This is a genomic window from Pseudoalteromonas sp. NFXS53 (assembly GCF_056629255.1).
Genome location: NZ_JBWVBR010000003.1, coordinates 325,283 through 343,750, shown reverse-complemented (window position 1 = coordinate 343,750; position 18,468 = coordinate 325,283). Strand labels below are relative to the sequence as shown.

Here is an 18,468-nt window from a genome sequence, read left to right as displayed (position 1 = left end):
ATGAACATAGACAGCTTAGTAAATAATTTAACACCCGAATTATTTGAGCGTTTGCAGTATGGGGCCTCAACAGGTAAGTGGCCTGATGGCACTCCACTGACAGAAGCTCAAAAAGAGCAAACAGTACAACTTGTTATGCTTTATCAGGCGAAAGTAGCCAAGACCAATGAGCAATTCACCATCAACGCAGAAGGTGAAATGGTTCAGAAGTCCAAAAGAGAACTACAACAAGAATTTAAAAAAGAAAATGAGATAGCTAGGTTCAGTGAAAATGATCTTTAAACACCTATTTACACCAAAATGGAAACACCCAAAAACTGAAGTAAGACTTCAGGCGCTTAATAAGTTAGAGCAAGACAAGGATGCCGATGTTTTAAAGACGATGGCATTAGAAGATAATTCGACTGAAATCAGACAAAAAGCCTTAAATAAATTAAATAGCTTGAGCCTTTGGTGGCAAGCGTATAAACAAGACCAAGCCCTTAAAGACCTGGCAGAACAACATATTAGCAGTGCAGTATTAAACGGTAAAAGTGAACTTGACGGTACTATACGCCAAGAATATGTAGATAGATACGCATCGAAACGAGTGCTAGAAAAGCTAGTTTTCTCTGAATCAAGCCTAGAAGTACGCGTAAAGTTATTAAAACGTCTTGCTCAGCCTAAACTGATTGAGCAAAGCTTTAAGCAAGACGATGAACAACTACAGTTGTTGCTTTTACCTTTGGTTGAGCAATACGGCTTACAAAAGCAGTTATTAAAATCAGCAAAAGGCCAAGCAAAATCGGCCCTTGAGCAAGTTCTTGAGCAGCAAAAACTGGCAAAAGAAAAACCAGCTGAAGTACTTGCTCAAGTCAAAATGATTTTAGCTAAGCTAAATGCACTTAGAGACAAGCATGATTTTAATGAAGTAAACAACCAATTCGGAATTTTAACTGAGCAGTGGCAAGGCCTAGAGCTGTCTTGGTTAGATGAGGAAGCTGTTAAAGAAAATCAACAAAAATACAATGCAATAGAAGCGCGTATTTCTTCACATTTGACTACTTTAAAAACTGAGTTTGAAGCAGCCGAAAAAGCTGAGCAGGCGAAGCGAGAAAAAGAGGCGTTTCTGACAGAAGTTGAGTCACAATTGGATCTAGCTGAGCAAGCTTTAGTTAATGCACTAGAGCAACTAGACGTGTCAAAACAGACGGAGTTAGAGAGTCTGCTCGGTCAAGTACGTAATAAAATAACATCCAGTGCATACAGTACTGAGCTCGTTAAGCATTTAGACACACTTGCAGACTTTGAAAGTCAATTAAAGCAATTACCTGAACTGGTTGTTGCAAACCAAGCCGCCCAAACTGCACTTGAAGCACTTGCGAAAGTCGCGCCATCAACTGAGTTAAGTGAGCTTGATGACACTTTAAATTCGCAAAAATCGGCTTACAACAATGCGAAAAGCATTATTGAACAATTACCTAACACACTAAAAAGACCAGCTAAAGCAAAGCTTAGTGCATTAAGCAAGCAGTTTAAAGCTGCCATGGCTGAGCAACTTGATGCGCAGCAGAATGAGCTTAAACAAGCTAGACGTAAAGGCAAAGATGTTCAACGATTGATTGAGCAAGGCCGAAGTAAAGTGGCATTTGGTGTGTTCAAAGGTTTCAACGAGCACTTCGAGCGTTTAACTGCAGCAAACCAAGCACAGCTTGAACCGCTTCGAGAGCAAATTGCTGCGCAGTTAGATGATATTCGTGATTGGCAAAAGTATGCGTCAGCACCAAAACGTGTAGAGCTTTTAGCTGCGTTAGATGAGCATATTGAAAGCTGTGATCTAGCGCCTAAGCAACGTGCTGAGTTAGTTAAGAAGTTGCGTGCACAATGGCATGAATTAGGCCGAGTTGATACTGACGAAGAGAAGTTGCAAGCTAAGCAGTTTGATGAAAAGCTTGAGTTGCTATTTGCACCTTGTCGTGCTTTCTTTGCTGAGCAAGAGCAGCAACGTGAAAAAGCAAAACAAGCACGTGAAACTCTGATTAACCAAATGTCAGAACTTGCCACAACAGACACATCACTTGAAGGATTTAACTGGCGTGAATATGAAAGCCAGTTTAATAAGCTAAATAAACAGTGGCGTGCAGCAGGCAGCGTAGACAGTGACGCATACAAATCACTGAATAATGCATTTAAAGCGAAAGCCAAACTCATTGGTGATGCGATTCGTTCGCAACATGAACACAATGCTCAATTAAAGCAAGGCCTAGTTGATACAGCGGCTGAGCAAATTGTTGCTGAGGATTTAGCCCAAGCGTGCGACGTATTGAAATCGTTACAAAAGCAGTGGCAAACCATCGGTTTTGCAGGTAACAAGAAAGAAAACCAGCTATGGCAAGCTTTCAGAGAGCATAACGATGCCGTGTTTGCGAAACGCAGTGCGGAATTTGAATCTCAAAAAGCAGAGAAAGATGCACTGAACTCAGAGCAGCAGCAACAATTCGATGAAATTAAAGTTCAGTTGCCTAAAAACGCTAGCGAAGCAGAAATCAAAAAGTTGATTTCTCAATTATCCGAAATTGACTTTCTGCCAGCAGTCAAAAAGCAAGCTCAAAAGTTCATTTCTGAATTACAGCAGAAGCTAGTTGAGCTTGAGCAGCTTGCTAATACCGCTCGATTTGATGCATTAAAGATGGCGCTTGAAAATGGTGGTTCGATCCCAGCTGAGTTTATTAGCAAAATCGATGTGAATTTGTCTAGTGAGCAGTTGATTTTACGCCTTGAAATCTTGTCTGATAAAATGAATGATGAGAGCTCAAGCCCTGAGCGCATGTCAGAACAAGTAGCTATGTTAGATGATAAATTACAAGGTCAAAACGTAGATTTTGACCATTATTTATCTGCATACCTATCTAATACGCCTACTGCTGAATTACAGTCAGAAAGATTGCTTAAACTTATTTAGGACCAAGTAATTCTTATAATAAAAAACCACGCAATTGCGTGGTTTTTTTGTTTTTATATATTTCAAAATCATGTCCAAAAAAACTAGGTCACAGATTGAGGTCAATTCAAAACTTCATTCAGAGCAGTATCAAGTGTTTTAAACTTGAATTTAAAACCTTGCTGTTCGAGCTTTTCAGGGATTACATTTTGGCCATATATTAATAAGTCCGACATTTCACCAAAGAGCAGTTTCAAAACAAATTCAGGCATAGGAAACAAAGCTGGGCGTTTTAAGGTTTTTGCGAGTATTTGAGTAAAATTAGTATTACTAACAGGCTCAGGGGCTGTCAGGTTAAACGCACCATGGGCATTCGGCTCATCAAGTAAGAATACGATGGCGTTGATCATGTCATCGATATGGATCCATGACATCATTTGTTTGCCTGATGCCATTTTGCCACCCAATCCTAACTTAAAAGGTGGGAGCATTTTGTCCAAGGCACCACCTTGTTTACTCAGCACAATACCTGTTCGTAGCAGGCAAACTCTCACATCAGGTGATTGTGCCTGTAGTGCGAGTTCTTCCCATTGTTTACAGAGTTGATGGCTAAATTCAGGGTAGATTGACGAGTATGACTCAGTGATGACATTCTCTGCGGGTTGACGACCATAGAACCCAATAGCACTTCCCGAAATAAACACTTTAGGCGGAGTGTCACTGGCATTTATTTTAGTGACGATCTGCTCGGTAATACCTAAACGGCTTTGAAAAATTCTTTGCTTTTGTTGAGCGCTCCATCGTTTGTCTGCGATGGGCTCTCCAGCAAGATTAATCACCGCATCCAAATCATCAAAATTTAAATCTTCAAGATTATCTAGAACGTCGATTGAATTTGGTAATGTGTTTTTAGCTTTGTTTATGTTTCTCGTTAAAGCTATCAGTTCGTGCTTGTCAGCGAGCATTTTACAAAGTGCGGAGCCAATTAATCCCGTTGCACCTGTTATCAGTATTTTCATCCTACAACCTTAGCGCTTATATTTAGTTTTGATACGTTAAAAATCATTTATGGATCAATTAAGTATTGTTGAAGTAGAATAAATGTAAACTTGTTTTCGAAGGAATTTATGTGTCGTCTCTTCAAGGTTTAAGTAAAAGCTTGGTGATTATCGCATCACTGTTTATTGTGCTGGCAGGCCTTAAACTGGCCACGGATATCATTGTACCATTTATATTGGCTGCATTTATTGCCATCATCTGTAATCCATTACTAAGATTTTTTGCCCGCTATAAAGTACCTAAAGGCATTGCTATCTTACTTATCATGTTAATGATAGTGGCTGTTGGCTCTAGTCTAGCTGGCTTAGTTGGCCAATCTCTGAATGATTTCTCGCAGCAATTGCCACAATACAGAGAGGATTTACAGACCCGTTTTGTCTGGTTGGTAGATACAGCTGCACAATACAATATTTTAATTGATAAACAACAACTCATTGCTTTGTTCGATCCGGGTAAAATGATTGATATGGCAACCAATATGCTGACTGGGTTTGGCGCGGCCATGGCCAACATTTTCTTAATCATCTTAACTGTGGTGTTTATGTTATTCGAAGCACCGATGATCAATAAAAAAGTACATTTGGCGCTAGATGACCCTGAAATGCGACAAAAACAAATCGATAAATTTCTAGAATCTATTAACTCTTATTTAGCCATTAAAACTTTGGTGTCTTTAGCAACGGGTTTTTGTGCGGCGCTATTACTTTGGATATTAGATGTTGACTACTTTGTTTTATGGGGTGTTGTCGCGTTCTTATTAAATTATATTCCTAATATCGGATCTATTATTGCCGCCGTGCCTGCGGTTTTAATTGCACTTATTACCCAAGGACCTCTCGTAAGTGGCTTTGTTGCACTTGGTTACGTGGCGATAAACACGGTTATGGGGAACGTTATAGAGCCTAGATATATGGGTAAAGGACTTGGCTTATCTACTTTAGTCGTGTTCCTGTCTTTAATCTTCTGGGGCTGGCTGTTTGGCACTGTGGGGATGTTGTTATCGGTACCTCTAACTATGGTGGTGAAAATAGCGTTAGAAAATAGTGAAGAAGGGCAGTGGTTAGCGACTATGCTCGGTAGTGGTGAAGAAACAGAATCAAAGCTAGGTTAATTATTTAAAACGGCGCTTAAAGAGCGCCGTTTTTATTGCTAATTAATAACTTAGTTTCAAGTCTTCAATATAGCGTGTATATAAACGTATCTTGCATTCTTTATAAGCAATAGCTGCTTTGGTTGAGTTAGGCATTTTATGAAGGTAGCGCCATCTACAGCTGTCTTCAATGTAATTGTCTTGATGTTTTAAACTTCGTCTTATAATCGGTAACAGCTGAGTATTTCCGGTGTCTTGCTCAAGCTCTTCCATATCCATCACCAGCTTTTTAATCCAGATGGTTCTTTCTCTGTCTAACGTCTCAATATTGCTATCAAGACACTTTATAAACTGTCTAGCCTCAGCAGGAGAGTTACTTTGTATTGGCTTACACTCTCTGAGCTCATAGGCGTGTGTTGAAAGTGGTATTAGTGGTAATCCAGCACAGAAAAGTAATCTAAAAAATTTAGTCATATTTAAACTCAACAATAAACAACGCACCGCCTAATGAAGCAGAGCCTATCTCAATGTTTCCTTGATAATCATTCACCAAATCGGCCACAATTGCGAGCCCTACGCCGTGACCCGATTCATAAGTATCTAGACGAGTACCGCGTTGCAATAGCTTTTTACGTGCGCTGACATCAATACCTGGGCCATCATCGCAAATTTCAATTATTAGGGTCTTTTCATTACTTGTGACATTAACATGGACAGTGCTTACACAGGCTTTACAAGCATTGTCGATTAGGTTGCCCAGTATTTCCATTAAATCTGTTTTATCGCCTAAAAACTTAGTTTTATCAGCACAATTCGATTGAAAATCAATTGCTTTCTCATGATATACTTTTTTCATCGCATTTAAAATCGATTCAAGCACAGGCGCAACAGAGGTGGTTTTCTTCCAAGTATCGGTACCACCGGTCGCAGCACGCTTTAACTGATGCTCGATCATGCTGTTGATCCTATCGAGTTGCTCTTGCGCATCATTATCATCGGCCATAGGGCTAGATTTTAATATAGCTAAAGGTGTTTTCAGCGCATGAGCTAAGTCGCTTAATGATGCTCTATATCGTTCTTTTTGCCTGCGTTGAGATTCAAGAAGTAAATTTAGATCTTCTGTAATAGCTTGAAGCTCAATAGGGTAAGTATGTGACAAACGTTCTTTTTTACCTGACTCAATCGCTTTAATCTCTTTGTCTAAACGCTGTAGAGGACGCATATTCCAGATGAAACCTAAACTCATTAAAAGAGTCATGATGGCACCAAGAATTAACATCCAAGTCATTAATGTGTCTGTAAACTCGGATAATATATCTTCTAAAGCATTATCATCTCGCAGCAGGATAAACACAGCCTGTTGAGATTGTTCGGCATTACCCAAGATAACAGTGAGACTGAGTTGCCAGTATGCATTGCCTTGATAATGAACTTGTTTGAATTCTGATGCACCAGTCTCAGAGTCAATTGAATCAGGGTTAAATTCGAGTGAGACAGCAGACTCCGAGTACCAAACTAAATCATTGTTTTGGTAAATAAGAGCAAAAGTATCGGAGTCAATGCGATTTAATTCGGGTGCCAATATGGTATTGGGCATTTTCACTGATTCATCAATAAACTCGACTTCTGAAATGAGTGAATATAAGTGCGCTTCTAAGTTTTTTTCGGTGGCATCGACAAGGGACGCATAATAGGCGCTACTTACAGAGTAAAACAACACGGGAAGGGCGATTATAAGCACAAAGACAAGGACGAAGCCTTGTCTTATTTTTAATGGAACTTGAGTAGAATTTACCACTGACTCTTAAACCTGTAACCTCTGCCTCTTAGAGTCTCGACTGGGTTAAGTATGCCTTCAGGGTCGAGTTTTTTTCGTAGCCTTAGTACAAATACTTCAATTACATTTGAGTCTAAGTCGAAATCTTGATCATATATATGTTCAGTTAACTCCGATTTAGAAATGACCTTTTGCGGGTTTACCATCAAGTATTCAAGTACTTTATATTCGTAGGCGGTGAGGGTTAATTCTTTTTCATTGACCCACACTTGTTGTGAACGGGTGTGAATTTTAACAGGTCCAATATTAATTTCTGGATTTGCTTGCCCTGCACTACGACGAATGAGCGCGTTACAGCGAGCAACTAGCTCTTCAACATGGAATGGCTTGGTTAAGTAGTCGTCAGCACCAGCATCTAGGCCTTCTACTTTATCTTGCCAACGTTCACGGGCAGTTAGAATTAAAATAGGGATCGTCACCCCTGCTTTTCTGGCACGCTTAATCAGTTCGATACCGTCTAGTTTTGGTAGACCAAGATCTACTACTGCTAAATCGAGCGGATATTCTTGTAAGTGGAACAGACCAGACTCACCATCATGGCATAAATCAATACTGTATTTTTCTTTTTCTAGTGCTGAGCGTAAATTCTCAGCCAGTTGAATATCATCTTCAATCACTAAAATTCGCATACTAATCCTTCTTCACTTTGCCTGTTTTTTTATCTACTTTGAGGTCAACAATGCGTCCATCCTTTTGCAAGATCCTCACGACAAAATAGGTGTTTTCTTCTGATACTTTTAACGTTTTTCCTGCATATTCTGCTAGGGCCAGCGTAATAGCTTGTTTTTTGTCGATATTGGCTTTGTTATTGGCAATGGCTGTCGCTGACATCAGTGACAAGCTTAAACCAACAACAAAACCAACTAATGTTAGACGCATTTTGAGCTCCAGTTACAGGGCTGCTTAACAATTGAGTTCAGAATATAAGTTAACGAATTAACCAAAGCTGAACTTGTTGTTAAGGCAAAACCTTTTTATACGGTTTAACAACACTCTGAGCATATACGCCAGCAGCAATATATGGATCTGCATCAGCCCACTTCTGAGCAGCTTCAAGAGAATCAAACTCAGCGATGACAAGAGAGCCGGTAAAGCCAGCTGAACCTGGATCTTCACTATCTATGGCAGGAAGAGGGCCTGCTGCGAATAAACGGCTTTCGTCTTTTAAAGCGGTCAGTCTTTCTAGGTGTGCAGGGCGAGTTGCTAAACGTTTTTCTAAAGAGTTCTCCACATCAGTAGAGTAGATCATATACAACATAAAATTCACTTTTATCAGGTCTGTATGACATTGTATGCAATGGTAAGCTTTCTATACGCCCTTTGTAAATGGCAATACTATGAGACGCAGTGTTTCACGTTAAAAACTTGATAACAGTATCCTATGACGGTAGAGTCGGGCGGAAGTTAAAAAAACAATAACAACAGGATGACGTTTTAATGAGTGCGAACAGAGAGCATTTTAGTTCAAAACTAGGTTTTATTTTAGCCGCTGCGGGCTCAGCAGTTGGCATAGGAAACTTAGTTGGTTTTCCCGTCTCTGCAACAAAAAATGGTGGTGGAGCCTTTCTTTTAGTTTATGCATTATTTGTGGCTTTTATCTGCTTGCCTGTGATGATGGCTGAAATGGCTATGGGTCGTAAAGCTCAGAAAGACCCATACGGTGCATACAAGTCTTTATCTGGTAATGACAAAAAGTGGTCTTTTGCGGGTGGTCTTGCAGTACTAACCCCTTTCATGATTGCCGTTTTTTATATGGTGATTACAGTTTGGATATTTGGTTATCTTGCGCAAACTGCATTAGGTAACTTGGATATGCTGGCTAACCCAGACCATTTTGGTCAGTTTATTAATCAAAATACGGTTTTTGCTTACATGGTTGTAGTTGCAATCATTGTAAACTTAATTTTGGTTGGTGGTGTAAAGGAGGGTATTGAAAAAGCCGCTAAGTTTCTAATGCCCGCACTGTTTGTTCTTCTCATTGGTCTAGTGGCGTATGTACTTACGCTAGATAACGCCATGGCTGGTGTTGAGTATTACATTGTCCCAGACTTTTCTAAGATGGATGCCAGTGTTCTAAATGGCGCCTTGTCTCAAGCCTTTTTCTCATTATCTTTAGGTATGGGTATCTTAATGACCTACGCATCGTATATCTCTAAGAAAGATGACATCGTAGGCGGTGCAAAAATGGTTGCCATTACAGACTCATTAGTGGCATTCATTGCAGGTCTTATGGTTCTTCCTGCTATCTTCAGTTTTAATCCAGCGACGAATCCTGAAGAATTATCAGATTCATCTGTTTCAATGATTTTCGTGTATCTGCCTAAAATTCTTTTAGCACTGCAAGCTGACATCGGTTATACCGGTGCGTCAATTGTGGCGTTTGTCTTCTTCTTACTGGTTTTCTTTGCCGCAATCACCTCATTAGTTTCTATTGTTGAAGTGCCAACAGCAGCATTAATGGAAGAAAAATGCATTAGTCGCAAATCTGCATTATTAATTTTAGCGGGTGCCACAGGCTTACTGACAGTGCTGTGTACTATGTCATTTGGTATGGTTGATTGGTTAACTCAGTTTGTTAGTTATGGCGGTGCTGATAAAAGTATGTTTGATATCGTTTACGATGTCTTTTACGACACAATTTTACCGTTGAATGGTTTAATGGTGTGTTTGTTTGTCACTTATCGCTGGAAGAAAGCCAAACTTTCTGAAGAACTGTCCCAAGGTTGTGACAGTTATTCAGGTAGTTTTATGGAAAAATATGTGAATTTCTCACTGTCGACTTTCATACCTGTGATCTTGCTACTTATCTTTGTGAATACCGTAGCGACTAAGTTTTTTGCAGTAAGCCTGTTTGGTGTCTAAATCACATCAAAAATTGATAACTTAAAGGCCGATTATTCGGCCTTTTTTGTCTTTATCCCGTGGTTATTCGCATCCCAGAATCTAAATAGTTGCCAACCCCTATGGTAAACATCCATAACCCCCACAAGCTATGCTCTAGCACACACACCATCAAAGAGCGACTGTGTGCATAGGTGTAAGAAAATAACAACCCGCCTGCGAATGAAAGCGCAATTGCAACCCAATTGTCGTAGACGCAATGGGCTAGGGCAAAGCTGAGTGCACTTAGAAAGATACGTACGTTTTTACTTGGCAGAATATGTTTATAACGATGGAAGAAATAGCTTCTAAAAATGAGCTCCTGAGGCAAAACAGAAAGCAGTGGATATGCAATTAATAAGATTAGCCATTGGGTGGTTTCATTCTTTGGCATAGCAAACCAAAGCGTTTGATTGGCCAAGCCGAATAACATGGCACTGAACAATGCGCCAATGAAGAAGCCAGTAAAAAGCCGATGTTTGACTTGTGAAAATTGGCCCAAAGAAGTTAAACGAAAGCGCTTAAAATGTGGGTCAGTAAGTAACAGAAAGGTGCATACAATCATTAAAATCAGTAAAGCAGGAAATAACCAACTGGACAGGTAATCTTTAAATAAATAAGTAAACAGCGGTAAGCAGAAAAATACGCCACAGAGCTCAAACCATCGATATTGCGAAGCAGTCAAAGGCAACTCCATACTTAAAGAGAACTAAAAAAAGTATAGGTTGCCCCTAGACTAGAAAAGCGACATTTTTATTAAATTTGTTGGATTATTTTTTGTTTTCTTGTTCTTGAAACCCGTCGGGTAAGTATTCAAAAATTCGAAAAACAGTGAGCAATACAGCAATAAATGTGGCGATTGCGAGACCGAAGACTTTGAAATTAACCCAAAAGTCGAGTGAGAAGTTATAGGCGACATAAAGGTTTAAGATTGCAATGCTGATTAAAAAAACAAACCAAACTGTATTGAGCTTTTCATACACAGATTTTGGCACATCAATCTTAAACTCTTTTTCACCTCGTTTCTCAGCTGCGGTCTTTAACATACTGAGAAGTGCCGATTTTACGAGATTCTTATTAAATATAAATCGAGAAATGACCAAGGCAGCCGCAAGCAAGCCGTAAATAGCCGTGGTCTTCCACATAATGTACTGCTCATCTTGGAATATGATTGTCATACCGCCTAGGAATAAAGCTATCACACAGAAGACCCAAGTTTTGGTAGAGATTTTTCCCTTAGTGAAATATTGATAGGCAATTTGCAGTAATGATATACCGACTAATACTGCAGTCGCCCAGAATATATCGACCATTTTGTAAACTAAGAAAAATAGGATAAGGGGTAAGTATTCAAATAATGCCGTCATAGATACCTCTCTTAAATTGCGTCCTACAACAAAGTATTAACAATATTCTAGAAAGACTGCAAGTTGACATTCACAAAAAATATTTTTAGGCTCTGCCACCCTCTACCAGTAATAAACCAGTAAATATATGAATAAGTCAGAATTAGTATCGGCCATGGCGGCACACAGTGAGTTAACGAAGAAGGATTCTCAGGCAGCTTTGAATAGTATTTTGGCGATCATAAAGAAACGCTTATCAGAGGGCGATCAAGTGCCTATCTCTGGTTTTGGTACGTTTGCACTGAGCTATCATCCGGCGAAGATGGGAAGAAACCCGCAAACGGGTGAAGAGATCATGATTGAAGGGGCAAACAAGGTACAATTTAAAGTTGCTAAGGCGCTGAAAGACGCCTTAGCAAACTAAGCTTCAAGTAGGACGGAGAAGCTATTTTTGGGTTGCAGCTTTCATCGTCGCAACAAAGCTCTGTAACGAGTCTAGCATTGCGCTTGGCTCGTTCAGGTTTTGCTCGATAATTTTAACTACCGCAGAGCCTGAGATAGCACCTGCAGCACCAGAGTTCAGTGCCGCTTTTACATCTTCAGGCGTTGAAATACCAAAACCTAGCAGAGCCGGCGCTGCATGATATTCTTTTAATTTAGAAATCATAGAGTCAGCTGGCATTTGCGCCTTTGTTTCTGTGCCAGTTACCCCAGCGCGTGAAAGCAGGTAGGTGTAACCGCGGCCGTAGCTTGCACAAGTACGAACAGTATCATCATTTGCGTTTGGTGTTGCAATGAAGATAGGTTCAATGTCTGCAGCTTTCGCAGCGTTTCTAAACATTTTAGATTCATGAAGCGGCACATCAGCAACTAAAATTGAATCGACGCCCACTTCTTTTGCTTCAAGATAAAAATTATCAATACCACGAGCAAATACGAGGTTTGAATACAGTAATAGACCAATCGGAATATCTTGATTGTACTCACGAACTTGCTTAATGATATCAAAGCAATCTTGGGTATTAATATTTTGTTCTAGGGCGCGAATATTCGCAGCTTGAATCACTGGGCCGTCTGCAATTGGATCTGAAAATGGAATACCTAGCTCTAACGCATCCGCACCACCGTCGATCAAGCTTTTAATGATCTCGAAACTCAGTTCTTTGTTTGGATCGCCAATTGTCACGAACGGGACAAACGCACCCTGATTTTTCTCTGCAAGGGCAGCAAAAGATTGTGCATAACGGATCATTATAGCGCTCCTTGTTCTGCTAGTACTTGGTGAACGTGTGCTAAGTCTTTATCACCGCGACCACTTAAGTTCACCACTAAAATTGTCTCTTCAGTTTGTTCTTCGGCATATTTTAATGCGTATGCAAGAGCGTGACTTGATTCAAGCGCAGGAATAATACCTTCATGCTTAGCAAGGGCTTGGAAAGCATCAAGTGCTTCGTTATCAGAAATACCCACATACTGAGCGCGGCCTGTTTCATGCAAAAATGCATGCTGAGGGCCAACAGCAGGGTAATCAAGGCCCGCAGATACAGAGTAAGACTCTTCAATTTGACCATCATTGTTTTGCATAATATACGTATACGCACCGTGTAAAATACCCTTAGTACCTTTACACAAAGCAGCGCCGTGCTCTTCAGTATCAAGCCCTTTACCCGCAGGCTCAACGCCAATGAGTTTCACACTTTCATCACCGATAAAGTCACTGAACATACCAATGGCGTTTGAACCACCACCAACACAGGCAATTACAGCATCAGGTAAACGACCTTCAGTGTCTAACACTTGCTGTTTTGCCTCTTCACCGATCATTTTTTGGAATTCACGTACGATGGTCGGGAATGGGTGAGGGCCAGCAGCCGTACCTAAAAGGTAATGGGCTGTTTTATAGTTTGCAGACCAGTCACGCATGGCTTCGTTTACAGCATCTTTTAACGTGCCAGAGCCCGCAGTTACAGGGATCACTTCGGCACCCATTAAACGCATTCTGAAAACATTTGGCTGTTGACGTTCAACGTCTTTTGCACCCATATAAACACGACATTTCAAACCAAGTAGGGCACAGGCAAGTGCTGTTGCCACACCATGTTGACCTGCACCTGTTTCTGCGATTACTTCTTTTTTACCCATGCGCTTAGTAAGCAATGCTTGGCCAAGTACTTGGTTGGTTTTATGTGCACCACCATGGAGTAAATCTTCACGCTTTAAATACAGTTTTACTTTTGGGTTTGTAACTAAATTACGTGTAAGCGTTAGCGGCGTTGGACGGCCCGCATACTCGTTTAATAGTTTTGTAAACTCAGCCTGAAATTCAGGATCTTTTTGGGATTTATTAAATTCACCTTCAAGCTGCTTTAGTGCAGGGACGAGTAGTTCGGGTACAAACATACCACCGAAATCGCCAAAATATGCTGCGTTATTCATTTCCACCTCAATAACCTCTTATGTTTTTAAAAGCATCTGCAATTTTTTGCGAACACTTTTTACCGGGGCTAAGTTCAACCCCTGAATTCAAATCTAGTCCTTGTGCGCCAGTGTAAGCGGCATCAAGTACATTTTCTGCGTTTAAACCGCCAGCTAACATAAAGCTGTTTGCGCTCTTTTCAGCAAGTAATGACCAATCAAATACTTCACCTGTACCACCAAATCCTGCAGAGGTTTTAGTATCGTACAAATGTTTATCTACACCTGTGATTGGTTCAGGTAGCACATCAGTCACACCTTGTGCTTTCCATATTTGGCAAGTTACAGGTAACTTTGCACGCAGCGCTTCAATATAAGCTTTATCTTCATTGCCGTGTAACTGCACGGCTGCAAGTTTTAATGTTTGCGCAATTTCACTGACTTGTTCTAGGTCTTCGTTTACGAATACACCAACATACTTTAAGGGTGCACTATCAATGACGGCTTTAGCACAATCAATGTCAACGTAGCGGGGCGATTTAGGGGCGAAGATCAAACCACCGTAAATAGCCCCTGCGTTAAAAGCCGCTTGGGCGTCCTGAGAACGCGTTAAACCACAGACTTTGTTTTCACCCAAAATAAGGCGACGACACGCAACTTCTAAGTCTTGTTCAGCCATAATAGAGCTGCCCACTAAGAAACCATTGCAAAGAGGTGCTAGACGCTTTACATCTTGATGGGTGTAAATACCTGATTCAGAAATCACAACTTTGCCATCAGGAATTAGCTCTCTGAGCTTCTCGGTTGTCGCTAAATCCGTGCTCAAGTCACGTAAGTTGCGGTTATTAATACCGATAATTTCAGCATTCAGATCAAGTGCGCGGTGTACTTCTTCTTCATTACTGACTTCGGTTAAGATTGACATATTCAGTGACTTTGCCACATTAGCAAGGTGTATATATTGCGCATTATCAAGTACTGACAGCATAAGTAAAATGGCGTTACCACCATGTAAGCGTGCTAGATAAACCTGATACTCGTCGATGAAGAAATCTTTACATATAAGCGGTTGGTCAACTTTTTTGCTGACATACGTCAGGTAATCAAAACTACCCTGAAAATATTTTTCATCGGTTAACACACTGATGCATGTGGCATATTTGCCATATACACCAGTGATTTCATCAAGATTAAAGTTATCTCTAATCAGGCCCTTTGATGGTGATGCCTTCTTACACTCTAAAATAAACTGTGTGCCTGATGCTGCCAGTGCCGCTTGAAAATCTCTGTCACTTGGCACAAGGTCGTTAATAAAAGAGTCTAGTGGCTCTTGTTGCTTTCTTAGAGCGACTTCTTGTTGCTTATCTGCAACGATTTTTTCTAATACGTTAGCCATTGCTTACCTCAACGATCTCTTTTAGTTTGTCTGCGGCTTGTCCAGACTTTAAAACTGTTAATACTTGCTGTGTGGCGGCTTTAAAATCAGCAGCCAAATTATGCATCACCAACAATGCAGCGACGTTTACTGCAATGGCGGCATTGTGTGCATCAGGTGCTGTGCCATTTAAAATCTCAATACTGGCTTTGGCATTGTATTCTGGCGTATCCCCAGCGATTTGGTCTAATGAATAATGTTCAACGCCAAAATCGGCTAAGGTTAAAGTGTATTCTTTAATGTCACCATCAACCAGTTCAGCCACATGGGTTGTGCCATGTAGGGCAATTTCATCTGTGCCTTCACCGTGTACTATCATTGCTCGCTCAGTTCCGAGTGTCTTTAACGTCTCGGCCATCGGACGGCATAAACTTTTATCATACACACCCAGTAATTGCACTTGTGGGGCAGCTGGGTTAGTCAGTGGCCCTAAAATATTAAAAATCGTACGAGTTTTTAAAGTTGTACGTACTGGCATGGCGTGTTTCACACCTAAATGATAAAGCGGTGCGAATAAGAAGGTGAAGCCGGTTTCTTTTAAACATACACTGGCTTGCTCAGGCGTCATTTCAATATTAATGCCCAGAGTTCTGAGTAAATCCGCAGAGCCTGATTTACTCGATACACTGCGATTGCCGTGTTTCACCAAATTGATACCACATGCCGCAGCCACAATTGCCGCTGTGGTGCTGACATTGATGGTATTTGAACCATCGCCACCTGTGCCACAGCTATCAGCACAAACAAGATTATGTGCGTTAAAAGCAGTAGCATGATCGCGCATGGCTTTTGCTGCGCCAGCAATCTCTTGTGCCGTTTCTTTTTTAATTTTTAATGCTATCAGTGCGGCGGTGAGTTCAATTTCAGACACTTCACCCTGCATAACTAAATCGAAGAAGCTATTTGCTTGCTCAAATGTTAAGTCTTGTTGTTCAAGTAATAGATTTAAACTGTCCATGTTGGCTCCTATTGTGTTAAGTAGTCGATACTTTGTTTTAATAACTGAGCACCGTCTGGGGTAAGAATAGACTCAGGGTGAAATTGATAGCCGATCACCTTATCTTCAGGATGATAAATAGCCATCGGAATAGTGTCGTATTTGGCAATCACTTTTAAGCTTTCAGGAACATGAGTCGCCATTAGAGAGTGGTAACGCGCAACTGGGAAGCGTTTGCCAATACCTGCAAATACAGGGTGGTCGTCAGCTTCAATAATTGATGACTTACCATGAACTGTTTCTCCTGCGTGACCGACAGTACCACCATAGCTCTGTGTTAAAGCTTGTTGGCCTAAGCAAATTCCCAGCATAGGGAATTTCCCCTTTGTGAGATCAATTAGCTCTAATAAGCAGCCTGCTTGAGCTGGGTTACCAGGTCCTGGTGATAACACTAAGATGACTGGTGAAGTTTCTTGCTGCATCTTGGCGAAGATCTTTTCAGCAGAAATATTGTTACGGTAAACCACTAAATCTAAGCCTAGTAGTGTTAGTTCATCAACAAGGTTGTAGCTGAATGAATCAAAGTTATCTAAAAAATATACTTTTGTGTTATTAGACATTAGCAGGCTCCTTGATACGTTGATTGCACGGCTTTTATGACGGCTTGTGCTTTAGCACGTGTTTCATCTGCTTCTGATTGTGGATCTGAGTCGTAAACCACGCCTGCACCTGCTTGAACGTATGCAGTACCATTTTTTACAAATGCAGAGCGGATAACGATACAAGAGTCCATCGCGCCATCACCCGTTAAATAACCAACAGCACCACCATAGCTGCCACGACGCTGCTTTTCAGTGTGACGAACTAGCTCCGCCGCTTTTACTTTAGGCGCACCCACTAATGTGCCCATGTTCATACAGGCTTGATAGGCATGCAGTGCGTCTAGATCTGGTTTTAGTTGACCTACAACGCGTGATACTAAGTGCATGACCTGTGAATAGCGGTCTACTTTTAAAAGCTCTTTTGCGTGGCGTGTGCCTGCAACACTAATTCGCGCTACGTCATTACGTGCTAAATCAACCAACATTAGGTGCTCTGCACGCTCTTTTTGATCGTTGCGAAGCTCAAGTTCAATGCGGCTATCTAGATCTGGATTAATACTGCCATCTGCAAACTTACCGCGAGGGCGTGTGCCTGCAATAGGGTAAACTTCAACTTGATTGCTGTTGACGCAATATTTCAATGCCGATTCAGGTGAGGCACCAAACAATACAAAAGACTCATCTCGCATATAAAACATATACGGACTTGGATTCTGTTTTTTAAGTTGCTGATAAGCTGCTAATGGTTGAGCGCAAGGTAAAGAGAATGTACGAGAAGGCACAACTTGGAAAATATCACCATCGATGATGTTTTGCTTTAATGTACCGACCTGCTGACAGTAAGTTTCATCGTCAATGTTTACTGTCCCTTCAGACTGACCTTCATTTGGCGCTGCTAAATACGGTGTTAAGTTATCACAACGCGTATTAAGCTCTTCTAGCTGTTTACCTACTTCAAAACAGTTGGCATGAACTTCTGGGCCGTTAAAAACATTACCAATTAACTCAGTGGTTTGTGCTTGATGATCGATTAATACTAGGGTTTCAGCCAAGTAAAACACATAGTCGGGGCAGTCATTATCACCGTCTGGGACCTCAGGCAGTGTTTCAAAATTTGCTACCATGTCGTAAGCAAATACACCACCTAAGAATAATGCAAAAGGAGTATCTGAGTTACGTTTTATTTTGTTTATGCAAGTACGTAGGGCACTGAATGCATTATCTGCTTTAAGTTTACTATATTCATCCAGTTCAGCTTCGAACGGTGCATATTCAAGTGTTAATACATCGCCTTCAACAACCGCTGTACAGTTTTCAACTTGTTCAGCCAAGAAACTTAACACTTGCTGACCGTTGTTAGATAGTGCTTTGGCAATCACGGTTTTGCCTCTGCACTCAATGCGAAGTGCTGCATCGACTAAAATGATGCTTTTAACATTATCTTTAGAGTCAATTTCTGCAGACTCCAGTAATAATGAATTTGTTTTATCAAGTGCCGCATATAAAGACAGTGGGCTGCTGATGTAATCGCGCCGTTGTCTTATACTCGTCACTTCCCCTGGTGTTGTCGTAATATGACTAAAAATCAAAACCTCATTCCCCATAATAAAAAAACCCCCGCCAGTGTTAACTTGCGGGGGTTGTGTAACAGATACAACAATGCCGTCCCGCTAGTTCAGGCGCCACCACCAAGAATGTGTGTTGATATTGTTGTTAATCATGTTTGTATTCCAAAAAATTTAGATATAAAAAAACCCGCATTTGTGTGCGGGTTTTGAAATCGTATAGATACGACAAAGCGCCCGCAATGTTACGAGTGCCACCACCAGATTTTGTTTTTAGTTAATGTTTTCATATCAGGTATATGTCGAATCAATTTATGCACACAGTAAACCTTATCGGAACGAGCGAGTCAAGCTAAAAAGTTGCAAAAACATTAAAAATATA

At 40.8% G+C, this 18,468-nt stretch carries 19 protein-coding genes; 5 read left to right on the top strand and 14 right to left on the bottom strand.

The window, feature by feature from the left end:
* Both AC1HJP_RS06235 and AC1HJP_RS06230 read left to right on the top strand, forming a co-directional pair.
* Positions 1–282 carry a YeaC family protein gene (locus tag AC1HJP_RS06235; protein ID WP_058030038.1) on the top strand — a complete coding sequence of 94 codons (282 nt, stop codon included), beginning with the start codon at positions 1–3 and terminating at the stop codon, positions 280–282.
* Entirely contained in the window at positions 272–2,941 is a 2,670-nt protein-coding gene (locus tag AC1HJP_RS06230) for a DUF349 domain-containing protein (protein ID WP_480361069.1), read from the top strand. Before AC1HJP_RS06235 ends, AC1HJP_RS06230 begins: the two co-directional genes overlap by 11 nt.
* A gap of 101 nt (positions 2,942–3,042) precedes the next feature.
* Here AC1HJP_RS06230 and AC1HJP_RS06225 read toward each other — a convergent pair whose 3' ends face one another.
* Positions 3,043–3,939, bottom strand: coding sequence for a TIGR01777 family oxidoreductase (locus AC1HJP_RS06225; RefSeq protein WP_480361068.1), 897 nt, complete (start codon positions 3,937–3,939; stop codon positions 3,043–3,045).
* A 110-nt stretch (positions 3,940–4,049) separates the two neighbouring features.
* On the opposite strand from AC1HJP_RS06225, the gene AC1HJP_RS06220 reads away from it, so the two are divergent.
* Positions 4,050–5,090 carry an AI-2E family transporter gene (locus tag AC1HJP_RS06220; RefSeq protein ID WP_480361067.1) on the top strand — a complete coding sequence of 347 codons (1,041 nt, stop codon included), beginning with the start codon at positions 4,050–4,052 and terminating at the stop codon, positions 5,088–5,090.
* Positions 5,091–5,132: 42 nt separating this feature from the next.
* On the opposite strand, the gene AC1HJP_RS06215 is transcribed toward AC1HJP_RS06220, so the two are convergent.
* From AC1HJP_RS06215 to AC1HJP_RS06195, 5 genes are all read right to left on the bottom strand, one after another.
* The gene (locus tag AC1HJP_RS06215; RefSeq protein ID WP_480361066.1) at positions 5,133–5,543 is read right to left on the bottom strand and encodes a hypothetical protein; all 411 of its coding nucleotides are present in this window, start codon (positions 5,541–5,543) and stop codon (positions 5,133–5,135) included.
* On the bottom strand, positions 5,536–6,867 hold the full coding sequence (locus AC1HJP_RS06210; RefSeq protein WP_480361065.1) for an ATP-binding protein: 1,332 nt from the start codon (positions 6,865–6,867) through the stop codon (positions 5,536–5,538). Before AC1HJP_RS06210 ends, AC1HJP_RS06215 begins: the two co-directional genes overlap by 8 nt.
* A complete protein-coding gene (locus tag AC1HJP_RS06205; RefSeq protein WP_480361064.1) occupies positions 6,861–7,535 on the bottom strand; it encodes a response regulator transcription factor in 675 nt (224 codons plus the stop codon). The genes AC1HJP_RS06210 and AC1HJP_RS06205 overlap by 7 nt, the downstream gene beginning before the upstream one ends.
* 1 nt (position 7,536) lies before the next feature.
* Positions 7,537–7,785, bottom strand: coding sequence for a PepSY domain-containing protein (locus AC1HJP_RS06200; protein WP_480361063.1), 249 nt, complete (start codon positions 7,783–7,785; stop codon positions 7,537–7,539).
* 79 nt (positions 7,786–7,864) lie between these two features.
* Positions 7,865–8,164 carry a YciI family protein gene (locus AC1HJP_RS06195; protein WP_480361062.1) on the bottom strand — a complete coding sequence of 100 codons (300 nt, stop codon included), beginning with the start codon at positions 8,162–8,164 and terminating at the stop codon, positions 7,865–7,867.
* 179 nt (positions 8,165–8,343) lie between these two features.
* On the opposite strand from AC1HJP_RS06195, the gene AC1HJP_RS06190 reads away from it, so the two are divergent.
* Positions 8,344–9,768, top strand: coding sequence for a sodium-dependent transporter (locus AC1HJP_RS06190; protein WP_480361061.1), 1,425 nt, complete (start codon positions 8,344–8,346; stop codon positions 9,766–9,768).
* A gap of 52 nt (positions 9,769–9,820) precedes the next feature.
* Here AC1HJP_RS06190 and AC1HJP_RS06185 read toward each other — a convergent pair whose 3' ends face one another.
* Together AC1HJP_RS06185 and AC1HJP_RS06180 are read right to left on the bottom strand one after the other, a co-directional pair.
* Positions 9,821–10,471: a CPBP family intramembrane glutamic endopeptidase gene (locus AC1HJP_RS06185; protein WP_480361060.1), complete on the bottom strand. Its 651-nt coding sequence runs from the start codon at positions 10,469–10,471 to the stop codon at positions 9,821–9,823.
* Positions 10,472–10,556: 85 nt separating this feature from the next.
* Positions 10,557–11,153 (bottom strand): inner membrane-spanning protein YciB, encoded by a 597-nt coding sequence (locus tag AC1HJP_RS06180; protein WP_480361058.1) that lies wholly within the window; start codon positions 11,151–11,153, stop codon positions 10,557–10,559.
* A gap of 127 nt (positions 11,154–11,280) precedes the next feature.
* Here AC1HJP_RS06180 and AC1HJP_RS06175 point away from each other — a divergent pair, with 127 nt between their 5' ends.
* The gene (locus AC1HJP_RS06175) at positions 11,281–11,556 is read left to right on the top strand and encodes an HU family DNA-binding protein (protein ID WP_058030026.1); all 276 of its coding nucleotides are present in this window, start codon (positions 11,281–11,283) and stop codon (positions 11,554–11,556) included.
* 21 nt (positions 11,557–11,577) lie between these two features.
* On the opposite strand, the gene trpA is transcribed toward AC1HJP_RS06175, so the two are convergent.
* Genes trpA through AC1HJP_RS06145 form a run of 6 tightly spaced genes read right to left on the bottom strand, consistent with a single transcriptional unit; the run spans position 11,578 to position 18,110 of the window.
* The gene (gene trpA / locus AC1HJP_RS06170; RefSeq protein ID WP_480361057.1) at positions 11,578–12,384 is read right to left on the bottom strand and encodes a tryptophan synthase subunit alpha; all 807 of its coding nucleotides are present in this window, start codon (positions 12,382–12,384) and stop codon (positions 11,578–11,580) included.
* Positions 12,384–13,568, bottom strand: coding sequence for a tryptophan synthase subunit beta (gene trpB, locus AC1HJP_RS06165; RefSeq protein WP_480361056.1), 1,185 nt, complete (start codon positions 13,566–13,568; stop codon positions 12,384–12,386). Before trpB ends, trpA begins: the two co-directional genes overlap by 1 nt.
* A gap of 7 nt (positions 13,569–13,575) precedes the next feature.
* Complete coding sequence (gene trpCF / locus AC1HJP_RS06160; protein WP_480361055.1) at positions 13,576–14,943, bottom strand: bifunctional indole-3-glycerol-phosphate synthase TrpC/phosphoribosylanthranilate isomerase TrpF; 1,368 nt, start codon at positions 14,941–14,943, stop codon at positions 13,576–13,578.
* A complete protein-coding gene (trpD, locus tag AC1HJP_RS06155) occupies positions 14,936–15,940 on the bottom strand; it encodes an anthranilate phosphoribosyltransferase (protein WP_480361053.1) in 1,005 nt (334 codons plus the stop codon). Before trpD ends, trpCF begins: the two co-directional genes overlap by 8 nt.
* A gap of 8 nt (positions 15,941–15,948) precedes the next feature.
* Positions 15,949–16,539: an aminodeoxychorismate/anthranilate synthase component II gene (locus AC1HJP_RS06150; protein WP_480361052.1), complete on the bottom strand. Its 591-nt coding sequence runs from the start codon at positions 16,537–16,539 to the stop codon at positions 15,949–15,951.
* A complete protein-coding gene (locus AC1HJP_RS06145; protein ID WP_480361088.1) occupies positions 16,539–18,110 on the bottom strand; it encodes an anthranilate synthase component 1 in 1,572 nt (523 codons plus the stop codon). Before AC1HJP_RS06145 ends, AC1HJP_RS06150 begins: the two co-directional genes overlap by 1 nt.
* Between the last annotated feature and the right edge of the window lie 358 nt (positions 18,111–18,468).

What these genes read in the sequence shown, in the direction of transcription:
- AC1HJP_RS06235 (WP_058030038.1), top strand. Translation starts at nt 1, where the DNA reads ATGAACATAGACAGCTTAGTAAATAATTTAACACCCGAATTATTTGAG.
- AC1HJP_RS06230 (WP_480361069.1), top strand. Translation starts at nt 272, where the DNA reads ATGATCTTTAAACACCTATTTACACCAAAATGGAAACACCCAAAAACT.
- AC1HJP_RS06225 (WP_480361068.1), bottom strand. Translation starts at nt 3,939, where the DNA reads ATGAAAATACTGATAACAGGTGCAACGGGATTAATTGGCTCCGCACTT.
- AC1HJP_RS06215 (WP_480361066.1), bottom strand. Translation starts at nt 5,543, where the DNA reads ATGACTAAATTTTTTAGATTACTTTTCTGTGCTGGATTACCACTAATA.
- AC1HJP_RS06205 (WP_480361064.1), bottom strand. Translation starts at nt 7,535, where the DNA reads ATGCGAATTTTAGTGATTGAAGATGATATTCAACTGGCTGAGAATTTA.
- AC1HJP_RS06200 (WP_480361063.1), bottom strand. Translation starts at nt 7,785, where the DNA reads ATGCGTCTAACATTAGTTGGTTTTGTTGTTGGTTTAAGCTTGTCACTG.
- AC1HJP_RS06195 (WP_480361062.1), bottom strand. Translation starts at nt 8,164, where the DNA reads ATGTTGTATATGATCTACTCTACTGATGTGGAGAACTCTTTAGAAAAA.
- AC1HJP_RS06190 (WP_480361061.1), top strand. Translation starts at nt 8,344, where the DNA reads ATGAGTGCGAACAGAGAGCATTTTAGTTCAAAACTAGGTTTTATTTTA.
- AC1HJP_RS06180 (WP_480361058.1), bottom strand. Translation starts at nt 11,153, where the DNA reads ATGACGGCATTATTTGAATACTTACCCCTTATCCTATTTTTCTTAGTT.
- AC1HJP_RS06175 (WP_058030026.1), top strand. Translation starts at nt 11,281, where the DNA reads ATGAATAAGTCAGAATTAGTATCGGCCATGGCGGCACACAGTGAGTTA.
- trpA (WP_480361057.1), bottom strand. Translation starts at nt 12,384, where the DNA reads ATGATCCGTTATGCACAATCTTTTGCTGCCCTTGCAGAGAAAAATCAG.
- trpB (WP_480361056.1), bottom strand. Translation starts at nt 13,568, where the DNA reads ATGAATAACGCAGCATATTTTGGCGATTTCGGTGGTATGTTTGTACCC.
- trpCF (WP_480361055.1), bottom strand. Translation starts at nt 14,943, where the DNA reads ATGGCTAACGTATTAGAAAAAATCGTTGCAGATAAGCAACAAGAAGTC.
- trpD (WP_480361053.1), bottom strand. Translation starts at nt 15,940, where the DNA reads ATGGACAGTTTAAATCTATTACTTGAACAACAAGACTTAACATTTGAG.
- AC1HJP_RS06150 (WP_480361052.1), bottom strand. Translation starts at nt 16,539, where the DNA reads ATGTCTAATAACACAAAAGTATATTTTTTAGATAACTTTGATTCATTC.